The following is an 11918-nucleotide window of genomic DNA, read 5'->3' as shown; positions in this document are numbered from 1 at the left end:
AAGGTTCTTTAGCCTTGAGTAGCAACTATATATTGAATTACACTGGAGCTGCTTTTGATATCACTCAGTTGACTATTGCTGTTACTGCCGATGCACAAACCAAAACTTATGGTGATGCTGATCCTTCATTAACATATGGATTTAGTCCTGCACTGGTTTCAGGAGATTCCTTTAGTGGATCACTTTCTAGAACGGGAGATGAGAATGTTGGGAATTATTTAGTTGAACAGGGTTCACTAGCCTTGAGTAGCAACTATATATTGAATTATACTGGAGCTGCTTTTGATATCACTCAGTTGACTATTGCTGTTACTGCCGATGCACAAACCAAAACTTATGGTGATGCTGATCCTTCATTAACCTATGGATTTAGTCCTGCATTGGTTTCAGGAGATTCCTTTAGTGGAACACTTTCTAGAACGGGAGATGAGAATGTTGGGAATTATGCAATTGAACAAGGTTCGTTAGCCTTGAGTAGCAACTATATATTGAATTATACTGGAGCTGCCTTTGATATTACTCAGTTGACTATTGCTGTTACTGCCGATGCGCAAACTAAAACTTATGGTGATGCTGATCCTTCATTAACATATGGATTTAGTCCTGCTCTGGTTTCAGGAGATTCCTTTAGTGGATCACTTTCTAGAACGGGAGATGAGAATGTTGGGAATTATTTAGTTGAACAGGGTTCACTAGCCTTGAGTAGCAACTATATATTGAATTATACTGGAGCTGCTTTTGATATCACTCAGTTGACTATTGCTGTTACTGCCGATGCACAAACTAAAACTTATGGTGATGCTGATCCTTCATTAACCTATGGATTTAGTCCTGCACTGGTTTCAGGAGATTCCTTTAATGGAACACTTTCTAGAACGGGAGATGAAAATGTTGGTAATTATTTAGTTGAACAAGGTTCATTAGCCTTGAGTAGCAACTATATATTGAATTATACTGGAGCTGCTTTTGAAATCACCGCCAAAACGTTGACAGTAACGGCTGTTGATAAGTCAAAATTTTGTGGTCAAACAATCACATTTACAGGTAACGAGTTCACCCAAGTTGGATTAGTGAATGGAGATGTAATTAGTTCAACGACGATTATATCAGATGGTGCTATTTCATCAGCAAGCGCGACAGGTTCACCTTACGCTATAAATATATCTGGAGCTATAGGTACAGGGTTGAGTAATTATAATATTTTTTATGTCCCTGGTGAGCTAACAGTAAAAACGGTTACTTTAGATGTCACTAATGCTCAAATGCCACGAAGCATCAATGAAGATGTTATAGTTACAATTGGAGTAAAAGACGGAACTACAAATCTTACTGGAGTTCTTGTCACTCTAAATGTGGTAGGTTTTGGTTCACCAACAACAACATCTATTAATGGTATAGCAAGATTCAATCTTGGAAAATTAGATGCGAATCTTTATCCAATAACAGCTATGGCAGGTGGATGCTCTGCAACAGATATTGTATTCCTTCCAATTTATGACCCAGCTGGAGGTTTTGTAACCGGTGGTGGTTGGATAGATTCGCCTGTTGGTGCAATGACTGGTTCCAATGCAGATGCCGTTGGAAAAGCCAATTTCGGTTTCAATGCTAAATACAAGACTGGTAAAAACAATACTAATGAGGTGGATGGAAATACAAACTTCCAATTTAAAGCAGGAGATCTGCACTTCTCAAGTGCTACGCATGATAATATGCAACTGGTAATTTCAGGAGCAAAGGCAACTTATACCGGTACAGGAACTGTGAATGGAGTAGGAAACCATAAATTTAGAGTTATTGCAATAGATGGCGATGTTAACGGTGGTGGTGGAACTGATAAGTTTAGAATTATGATATGGGACAATAATTCCTCTAGTTCGCTCCTATACGATAACAAACGTGGTGTCTCCGAAGTTTCTGACGATGCAACTGTGATTGGGGGAGGTTCTATCGTAATTCATAAACCAAAAGGAAATTCCAAAGCTCAGGAAGTTGTAACCAAAGACACACCAATTATTATGCAGGATCTACAGCCTGAAATCTTGGAAACCTTAGCTATGTATCCAAACCCAGTTGTTTCGGCTTCTACATTGAGCTTTAGTCTTAAAGAAGATTCTAAAGTTATTTTAAGAGTCTATGATTATTCAGGAAGACTTGTGGAAACGTTATTTTCAGGATTCGTAAGAGCATTGGAAAATAAGGATATAAATTTTGAACGGAAAAATTTAATGAGCGGAATATATATTGTGAAGCTTACAACACAGAACGGACAATCTTACGATAAGCGAATTATCGTAGAATAACTAAATAATTCATCTTTATTCAAGGGCTTTAATTTAATTATTGAAGCCCTTTATTTTGTTTTAATTAGGATATGGAGTTAAAGCTTCTATAAAATAATTTGATGATAATTGGTTTAATGTAAATTTATCAACGAATTAAAAAGTGAAACTTATGACAACTTATTTTAATAAATCTGAAATTAAATCATCTGTAAAGACAATCGCTTCAGATTATTTGAAAGACTGTTTACATTGCGACATGATCTCTGAAGATTTTGTAGATCTTTTAAAGCATAACTTTTCGGCTAAATTTGTTTCTTTTAATAATCAGAATAAGCAAATTGAAATAGGGGTGGAGGACACTCAAATTCCATCTCATTATCCAGTTATAAATGTATTATCCTTTCCCATTACGGAAGAAGATAATCTATGGCTTGAGAAATCATTTAAAAATCAAATGAATGATTTAATTTTTTATGGCAATTTAATAAATAGGAAAAAGTATAATCATAAAAATGCGGAAGTTATAGTGATATAATATTTATCCATTATAAATATAAAAAGAGTTTTTAAAACTGTATTAAATCTATTTTTTATATTTTTAAATTCAGTAAATATTATAATTAGTTCATAATTAAATGCTTAACAATTTAATGGTTAAGCATTTTGTCGTAAAATAATTCCATCTGTTCGAAAAATTCCTTAATGATTTTGGGATATTAATAAATAATTGTAATTTAAATTTAGTTAATTGAAAACTCAAAATTTTATTAACTCTCAGTTTGGAAAATCTCTACAAATTTCCATACCATCCTATCACTAAAAAACTATTACCCTAATTTGATATTATTTAATAATTAATCAAACTTAAAGGTATGACTACATATTATAGTAAGTCGGAAATTACAGCAGCTCTAAAATTGATGGTTGCAAATCACTTAAAAAAATGTATTGCAGGTGAGGAGATCTCCAATGATTTCATCGATCTTATCAAATATAATTATTCTGCTAAATATGTGTCTTTTAATAAGAAGAAGCTTACAATAGAAATTGGGGTAGAAGATATAAATTCCAATGGTTCCTATTATCCTGTAATTAATCCCTATTCATTTCCTCTTAAAGAAAAGGAGAATCCTTGGTTGGATAAATCTTTTAAGTTCAAAATCAATGATTTTGCCTTTTATGGAAGTTTGCTAAATAGAGTGAAGTTCAATCATGATAATACAGAAATTATAGTTATTTAGTTCTAATCTAAAACTATAACTAAGAAGGTCTTAAATATAAATTCAAGACCTTCTTTTTATTGTTTAAAATAATTTAATTTCGGATGTGGTCCATAATTATTTTAGCATGTATTCTTGAGTTTTCAATAAACCACTTATGAGTTTCCATTCCTCCACATATAACCCCAGCCAGATAAATTCCAGGCACATTGGTTTCCATAGTATTCTCATTATAGGTTGGAATTCTTCTTTTATCTGAAGAAAGTGAAATACCCATAGATTTTAAAAAGTCGAAATTCGGGCGATAGCCAGTAAGTAAAACTACAAAATCATTCTCTAATTTAATTTGCCCGTGGGGAGTATTTATTACAACATCAGTTTCGCTTATTTCCTTAAGTTCAGAGGAAAAATGCGCTTTTATACTGCCTTCTGCTATTCTATTTATAATGTCTGGACGCACCCAATATTTAACGCGATCTCCAATTTCTTCTTGTCGTACTACCATAGTAACATCTCCACCTTTACGGTATATTTCTAAAGCAGCATCTACAGCGGAATTACTTGCTCCTACAATTAAGGTTTTTTGTGTAGCATAGTAATGAGGGTCATTATAGTAATGTGTCACTTTTGGAAGGTCTTCTCCTGGGATATTTAAATAATTCGGAATATCATAAAAGCCAGTAGCTACAATTACATTTTTAGTCTTGTAATTGGCTTTAAATGTGTTTACTAAATGATGTTCATCATCTAATGTTTTTACAGAATTCACTTTTTCAAATAAATGAAGGTTTAGTTCATTAGAAGTAGTGATTCTTCTGTAATACTCTAAAGCTTCTGCTTTATGTGGCTTTGGATTATTGCTTATAAATGGAATATTGTCTAATTCTAATTTTTCAGAAGTTGAGAAAAAGGACATATTAGTGGGGTAGTGGTAAAGGGAATTCACCAAGCATCCTTTTTCCAAAATAACATAGCTTAATCCATGTTTTTTAGCTTCCAGAGCACAGGCAATTCCAATTGGACCACCTCCAATTATAACAACGTCTAATATATTATGAATTTGCAATTGCTTTAAGTCCTTTAATGGTTTCTATTTGGTTAGAAGCTTTAAACACATAGCTTCCAGCCACTAACACATCTGCTCCTGCATTGGCTAATGCTGCAGCATTTTTATTGGTTACACCACCATCTATCTCTATAAGGGTAGATGCGCCATTTTTTTGGATCAGATCTTTTAATTTTTTTACTTTGGAGTATGTGTTTTCAATAAAACTTTGACCTCCAAAGCCTGGATTAACACTCATTACACATACCAGATCTATATCATTAATTACGTCTTCCAAAAGATCTACATTGGTTTGAGGGTTCAAAGCTACTCCAGCCTTCATTCCTTCTGCCTTGATTGCCTGGAGAGTTCTATGTAAATGATTACAGGCTTCGTAATGAACAGTTAATATATTAGCTCCCAGAGAAGCGAATTCTTTAATATATCTATCTGGATCTATGATCATTAAATGAACATCGATCGTTTTTTTTGCATGTTTTGTAATATCCCGGAGAACAGGCATTCCAAATGAGATATTTGGTACAAAAACCCCGTCCATAATATCAATATGAAACCAATCTGCTTCGCTCTCATTAATCATTTCTACATCTCGTTGTAAATTCGCGAAATCTGCAGCTAAAACTGATGGAGCAATAAGTGTATTCTTCATAATTGTTGGTCTCTTTTTTTTGCAAAAATAACAAGAAATATAGTCTTCTACTTTCTAATAGATTAAAAATGCTTTCAATATGTTCTCAACAGCTTTTTGAGATGGATTATCTAATACTTTGATTTGATTTAAATAATGTTGAAATTTCTCAGGATCGAAATAGGCTTCATCAGAAACAAAATCAGCTTCATACCCATCATAGGCTTCTCTATGTATATCTTTTCCAAATATTTGCAGAATATTATGATGCCTATCATCTGCATTAATATTTTTAAACAAATCAGTAATAATCTTTTTTTCACCTTCTATGATCTGAAAAAAGTTTCCTTCAGAAAATAATAAAAGACCCGTTACATCATTTTCGTTATTCCATTTTTTACTAGAACTAAGGATTTTCTTAATTTCAGCTTTTTCTAAATTCTTATTAGCAGTGCTTACGTATACAATAGCATATCTCATAATGTAGGTTTTATTTAAACTTATACATAATTTAGAGATTGTATTGTTAGGCAACTTATAAGCTTATGTTATGATTTTCTAAATTTTCACTAAATATTTGAAATGAAAAGACCCCGGTCATCACTCCGGGGTCATTCATCAATCAAAAAACGAACAGTTATCCCGATAAGAATCGGGAATATACTGTTGTCATCTTTAAGGGGATATTATCCCAAGTATGTTTTTAAGATCTTACTTCTAGAAGTATGCTTTAATCTTCTAATCGCTTTTTCTTTGATCTGTCTAACTCGTTCACGAGTAAGGTCAAAAGTTTCACCAATTTCTTCCAAAGTCATAGGATGTTGATCTCCAAGACCAAAATACAATCTTATAACATCTGCTTCACGAGGCGTAAGCGTTTCTAAGGCACGTTCAATTTCAGTTCTTAGAGATTCATGCAATAACTCTCTGTCTGGATTTGGAGACTCACCAGAACGCAATACATCGTACAAGTTAGAGTCTTCACCTTCTACCAAAGGAGCATCCATAGATACGTGACGTCCAGAATTCTTCATAGATTCCTTTACGTCATTAATTGTCATATCCAATTCCTTTGCAATTTCTTCAGCACTTGGTGGGCGCTCATGAGATTGTTCAAGAAAAGCAAATGTTTTGTTGATCTTGTTTATGGAACCAATTTTATTCAATGGCAAACGTACAATACGAGATTGCTCTGCCAATGCTTGTAGGATAGATTGTCTAATCCACCATACTGCATACGAGATAAATTTAAAACCACGAGTTTCATCAAAACGTTTTGCCGCTTTAATTAACCCTAAATTTCCTTCGTTAATAAGATCGGGAAGTGTTAATCCCTGATTTTGATATTGCTTTGCTACCGAAACAACAAAACGCAAGTTTGCTTTTGTTAATTTTTCTAGTGCACGGTCATCACCCGCTTTAATTTTTTGTGCTAATTCTACCTCTTCTTCAGCAGTAATTAGGTCTACTTTACCAATTTCTTGCAAATACTTATCTAGCGAAGCGGTTTCTCTGTTAGTTACCTGCTTCGTAATTTTAAGTTGTCTCATCTATCTTCTCCCTGGATTTTTAATTATGAATAGCTCTTGTATTAAGTTATACGTAAGAGTTCCTTAAAATGTTACAAAAGTCCTGCTAAATATTTTTTGGGCGTTCCCCTCAATCCATGAAAATGGATTTCACGGTCGTGCTTTCCGCTCCAAGTCCTCGCTCCCAATGGTCGCTGTGGGCTTTTCGCTACAATCTCTAACGCAATCAAAAAAATTTTAAAATTAGCGCAAAAAAAAGAGGTCGATTTTTAAATCGACCTCTTTTAACTAGTTTTTAAATAGCTTAGTCTCTATTTTCTCTAGGCTTGCGATCTCTATCATCACGTCCTCTAGAATCTCTAGATCCTCTGTTATCACGACCCCTGTCGTTTCTATCGTTTTCTCTTGGCTTAGGAGCAACATAGCCTTCTGGCTTGTCCATTAATGCCTTACGAGAAACTTTATCTTTTCTTGTACGTTTGTCTAAACCAAAGTATTTTACATCAAACACATCGCCCATGTTTACAACATCGCTTACGTTTTCGGTACGTTCCCAAGCTAACTCAGATACGTGTAATAACACTTCGTTTCCTGGTGCATCTAAATATTCTACAACAGCACCAAAATCTAACATCTTGATAACTTTCACTTCATATACAGATCCAACTTCCGGTTTAAACGTAATAGAATCAATTTTAGCTAATACCTTGTTGATTCCTTCTTGTCCTGTTCCTAAAATTTCAACAATACCTTCTTCAGTTACTGGATCTTCGTTTATAACGATAGTACATCCAGTTTCTTTTTGAAGTTCTTGAATAACTTTTCCTCCTGGTCCAATTAATGCACCAATAAACTCATTCTTAATACGAACAGAAACCATTTTAGGAGCATATTCTTTCACATCTGGTCTAGGAGTAGCGATTGTTTCAGTTATTTTATCTAAAATGTGTAAACGACCTTCTCTTGCTTGCTTTAATGCACTTACAAGAATTTCGTAACGCAATCCTTTTACCTTAATATCCATCTGGCAAGCGGTAATTCCATCTGCCGTTCCAGTTACTTTAAAGTCCATATCTCCTAAGTGATCTTCATCACCAAGGATATCAGATAATACTGCATATTTCCCAGAATCTGCATCAGAAATTAATCCCATTGCAATTCCAGAAACTGGTTTTTTCATTTGGATACCTGCATCCATCATTGCCATTGTTCCAGCACAAACAGTTGCCATAGAAGAAGAACCGTTAGATTCCAAAACTTCAGAAACTACACGTACAGTGTAAGGACAATCATCTGGTACCATTCCTTTTAATCCACGTTGAGCCAAGTTACCGTGACCAACTTCTCTACGAGATGTTCCACGAATAGGTCTTGCTTCACCTGTACAAAAAGGAGGGAAGTTATAATGAAGGTAGAAGTTCTCTTCTCCTTCGTAAGATGGCATATCAATTTTATTTGCTTCTCTAGATGTTCCTAAAGTTACTGTTGCCAAAGCCTGAGTCTCTCCACGGGTGAAAATTGCAGATCCATGTACAGAAGGTAAATAATCAATCTCACACCAGATAGGACGAATATCTACTGTCTGACGACCATCAAGACGAAGTCCTTCATTTAATGTTAGATCTCTAATAGCCGATTTTTCTGCGCTACGATAATATTTAGAAACTAAACCACCGTAATCTTCCATCTCTTCTTCAGAGAAAGTTGCTTTAATATCTTCTTTAATTTGGCTAAAAGCTGCAGTACGTTCGTGCTTAGAAGAACCAGCTTTTGCAATAGCATAAACCTTATCGTAAGCCATGTCATGAACTTTCTTCTTAAGATCTGCATCTTCTCTTTCAGCTGGGTACTCACGCACCTCTTTTCTTCCAACAGCATCTGCTAATCTTAATTGTGCAGCACATTGTATTTTAATATGGTCGTGTGCAAATTTAATCGCATCTGCCATTTCTTCTTCAGAAATCTCATCCATTTCACCTTCAACCATCATCACAGAATCTGCAGAAGCCCCAATCATCATGTCGATGTCAGACTCTAAAAGTTGTGCTCTTGTTGGGTTAATAACGAACTCACCATTTACACGTCCTACTCTAGCTTCAGAGATAGCGCATTCAAATGGGAAATCAGATAATTGGATTGCTGCAGATGCGGCAAGTCCTGCCATTGCATCTGGCATAACATCCTCATCATGAGACATTAATTGGATCATCACCTGAGTTTCAGAATGGTAATCTTTAGGGAATAATGGACGTAATACACGATCCACTAAACGCATTGTTAAAACTTCACCATCACTTGGGCGTGCTTCTCTTTTAAAGAAACCACCTGGGTAACGTCCTGCAGCTGCAAATTTTTCACGGTAATCTACCGTTAAGGGTAAGAAATCTAGATCCTTCTGCTCGTAGTTAGAAACTACAGTACAAAGTATCATACATTTTCCAGACTGAACCACTACGGATCCATGTGCCTGTTTAGCTAGTTTTCCTGTTTCGATAGTGATTTCTCTACCGTCTCCAAGATCGATAACCTCTTTAAAAACTTTTGGTATCATATTGTTTTTTTTCAATTCCAATTTACATGAATGCAAATTGTGTGTTATACAAAGGTCTTCGTCTTTCCAGACGAACAAGTTGTGTTGTTGTGTGGTTGTTGTATGACCAATGAAAAACTACTCTTCGCTTTATTAAGAGTAACAGTTTTAAAATAATTCTAAAGACAGTGAGAAGTTATATTAATATGAATAAAAAAAGGGAGCATAAAGCTCCCTTGAAAATTATTTTCTTAATCCTAATTCTTTTACGATAGCACGGTATCTTAAGATATCTTTCTTCATTAAATAATCAAGTAGATTTCTTCTTTTCCCTACCAATCTTACAAGAGATCGCTCAGTATTATAATCTTTACGATTAGTTTTTAAATGACCAGAAAGGTGTGAAATACGTTGAGTGAACAATGCGATTTGACCTTCTGCGGATCCAGTGTTTGTAGCACTATTTCCATGTTTTTTAAAAAGCTCTTGCTTTTCTTCCTTAGTTAAATACATTCCAATATTAATTTTAATGATTTTTATGTACAGACAGTATTTCTGTCAAGGCGCAAATATACTATATTTTTATTAAATGTTATAGAGTAAAAATCTTTTATTAATATAGTAATATCCACTATAAAAAATTGATAACTAAGCTCTAACTGGCTGATTTAAAATCAAGTCTAGGTATAGATTTACGTTATTTTTAAGTTCAGATCTCGGAGTTATGAAGTCCAAAAATCCATGATCTTTTAAATACTCTGCAGTTTGAAAATCCTTAGGTAAATCTTGTCCTGTGGTATCTTTTACAATTCTTGGTCCTGCAAATCCAATAAGAGCTCCAGGTTCAGAAATATTTATATCTCCCAGCATTGCGAAAGATGCGGTAGTTCCTCCTGTGGTTGGATCTGTACATAAAGAAATGTAAGGTATATTCGCATCTGCTAACTGAGCTAATTTTACAGATGTTTTAGCCATTTGCATTAAAGATAAGGCCGCTTCCATCATTCTAGCTCCCCCGGATTTGGAAATGATCATGAAAGGAATATTATTTACTAAAGCATAATTTGCTGCTCTTGCAATTTTTTCGCCTACTACAGATCCCATAGATCCACCTATAAAACTAAAGTCCATACATGCAACAACTAGATCTTTCCCCTTAGATTTTCCTACAGCAGTTCTCACAGCATCTGTAAGTCCCGTTTTTTCTTGTGCAGCTTTTAATCTCTCGGTATATTTTTTAGTATCTGTAAATCCTAATGGGTCCTTAGAATCAATATTCTTATCAAGCTCTTTAAATTTGTTATCATCAAAAAGTATTTTAAAATATTCTTTACTTCCAATTCTAACATGATAACCATCTTCTGGACTTACATAGAAATTTTTCTCTAATTGTTCTGCGTCTACTATTTTTCCTGTAGGTGATTTATACCATAATCCTTTTGGTACATCCTTCTTATCTTCAGTGGCAGTTTGAATTCCTTTTTGTGTTCTCTTAAACCAAGCCATAATTTATATAGTAATTAAAAAAACTGAAATAATCACTTATTCTAGTTTCCGTTTTATTAAAGTGTATTTACGTTATTAAGGTCTTCAAATGCTTTCTTAAGTCTATTCTTAAAAGTAATTTCTCCGGCACGCAACCATACTCTAGGATCGTAATATTTTTTATTTGGAACTTCTGCTCCATCAGGATTACCAATTTGAGCTTTTAAATACTCTTTATTATCTCCCATGTAATCGCGAATTCCTTCGGTATAAGCATATTGAAGATCAGTATCGATATTCATTTTTATAACTCCGTATCCAATCGCTTCTCTTATTTCTTCTACTGAAGATCCACTTCCACCATGAAAAACAAAATCGATATGATTGTTCTCTAAACCATGTTTTTTACTTAGAAACTCTTGCGAATTTTTAAGAATTTTTGGAGTAAGTTTTACATTTCCTGGCTTATAAACACCATGTACATTACCAAAAGCTGCTGCAATGGTAAATTGATCACTTACTTTGCTTAACTCCTCAAAAGCATAAGCTACCTCTTCGGGCTGTGTATATAATTTAGAATCATCAACATCTGTATTATCTACACCATCTTCTTCACCTCCAGTTATACCTAATTCAATCTCTAAAGTCATTCCCATCTTGCTCATTCTCTCAAGGTAGGTTTTACAGATTTCTATGTTCTCTTCTAAAGATTCTTCAGAAAGATCTATCATATGAGAACTGTACAATGGTTTCCCATGTTCTTTGTAGAATTTCTCTCCTGCATCTAAAAGTCCATCTATCCAAGGCAATAATTTTTTAGCGCAATGATCTGTGTGTAAAATAACAGTTACTCCGTAAGCTTTTGCTAGTTCGTGAATGTGTAAAGCTCCGGCAACTCCACCTGCAATAGCTGCTTTTTGATTTTCATTAGAAAGTCCTTTTCCAGCGTTAAACTGTGAACCACCATTTGAGAATTGAATGATAACCGGTGAATTTAGGTCTGCTGCTGTTTCCAAAACTGCATTTACAGTACTAGAACCAACCACATTTACTGCGGGAAGAGCAAATCCTTTTTGTTTTGCATACTTAAAAATTTCTTGTACTTCCTTTCCAGTAGCAACCCCTGGTTTAATATTATGACTCATGATAGTTAGTTTAAATTAAGATTTACAAAAATA

The 11918-nt window shown here is 34.3% G+C and carries 11 protein-coding genes; 3 read left to right on the top strand and 8 right to left on the bottom strand.

Going from position 1 to position 11918, the window contains the following annotated elements; all coding sequences use genetic code 11:
• The 3 genes from BC962_RS14855 to BC962_RS14845 form a co-directional block, all read left to right on the top strand.
• Positions 1 to 2300: MBG domain-containing protein (locus BC962_RS14855; protein WP_147405662.1), on the top strand; the 2300-nt coding region annotated here is incomplete at its 5' end.
• A 151-nt stretch (positions 2301 to 2451) separates the two neighbouring features.
• On the top strand, positions 2452 to 2817 hold the full coding sequence (locus BC962_RS14850) for a hypothetical protein (RefSeq protein ID WP_147405661.1): 366 nt from the start codon (positions 2452 to 2454) through the stop codon (positions 2815 to 2817).
• A gap of 337 nt (positions 2818 to 3154) precedes the next feature.
• Positions 3155 to 3523 (top strand): hypothetical protein, encoded by a 369-nt coding sequence (locus tag BC962_RS14845; RefSeq protein ID WP_121346806.1) that lies wholly within the window; start codon positions 3155 to 3157, stop codon positions 3521 to 3523.
• Between the two features lie 73 nt (positions 3524 to 3596).
• Here BC962_RS14845 and BC962_RS14840 read toward each other — a convergent pair whose 3' ends face one another.
• The 8 genes from BC962_RS14840 to fbaA form a co-directional block, all read right to left on the bottom strand.
• A complete protein-coding gene (locus tag BC962_RS14840; RefSeq protein ID WP_121346805.1) occupies positions 3597 to 4568 on the bottom strand; it encodes a YpdA family putative bacillithiol disulfide reductase in 972 nt (323 codons plus the stop codon).
• Complete coding sequence (gene rpe, locus BC962_RS14835; RefSeq protein ID WP_121346804.1) at positions 4555 to 5217, bottom strand: ribulose-phosphate 3-epimerase; 663 nt, start codon at positions 5215 to 5217, stop codon at positions 4555 to 4557. The genes BC962_RS14840 and rpe overlap by 14 nt, the downstream gene beginning before the upstream one ends.
• Before the next feature lie 54 nt (positions 5218 to 5271).
• Positions 5272 to 5676, bottom strand: coding sequence for a BLUF domain-containing protein (locus tag BC962_RS14830; protein WP_121346803.1), 405 nt, complete (start codon positions 5674 to 5676; stop codon positions 5272 to 5274).
• Between the two features lie 206 nt (positions 5677 to 5882).
• Positions 5883 to 6746 (bottom strand): sigma-70 family RNA polymerase sigma factor, encoded by an 864-nt coding sequence (locus BC962_RS14825; protein WP_010230640.1) that lies wholly within the window; start codon positions 6744 to 6746, stop codon positions 5883 to 5885.
• A gap of 283 nt (positions 6747 to 7029) precedes the next feature.
• The gene (locus BC962_RS14820; RefSeq protein ID WP_121346802.1) at positions 7030 to 9276 is read right to left on the bottom strand and encodes a polyribonucleotide nucleotidyltransferase; all 2247 of its coding nucleotides are present in this window, start codon (positions 9274 to 9276) and stop codon (positions 7030 to 7032) included.
• 222 nt (positions 9277 to 9498) lie between these two features.
• Complete coding sequence (gene rpsO, locus BC962_RS14815; RefSeq protein WP_034919059.1) at positions 9499 to 9768, bottom strand: 30S ribosomal protein S15; 270 nt, start codon at positions 9766 to 9768, stop codon at positions 9499 to 9501.
• Between the two features lie 135 nt (positions 9769 to 9903).
• Positions 9904 to 10761, bottom strand: coding sequence for an acetyl-CoA carboxylase, carboxyltransferase subunit beta (gene accD, locus BC962_RS14810; protein WP_121346801.1), 858 nt, complete (start codon positions 10759 to 10761; stop codon positions 9904 to 9906).
• Positions 10762 to 10817: 56 nt separating this feature from the next.
• Complete coding sequence (gene fbaA, locus BC962_RS14805) at positions 10818 to 11885, bottom strand: class II fructose-bisphosphate aldolase (protein ID WP_121346800.1); 1068 nt, start codon at positions 11883 to 11885, stop codon at positions 10818 to 10820.
• Positions 11886 to 11918: the final 33 nt, after the last annotated feature.

Origin of the sequence: Gillisia mitskevichiae (genome assembly GCF_003634585.1) — a bacterium.
GTDB lineage: Bacteria > Bacteroidota > Bacteroidia > Flavobacteriales > Flavobacteriaceae > Gillisia > Gillisia mitskevichiae.
The sequence above is the reverse complement of the archived record's forward strand: the minus strand, read 5'-3'. Positions and strand labels throughout refer to the sequence as shown.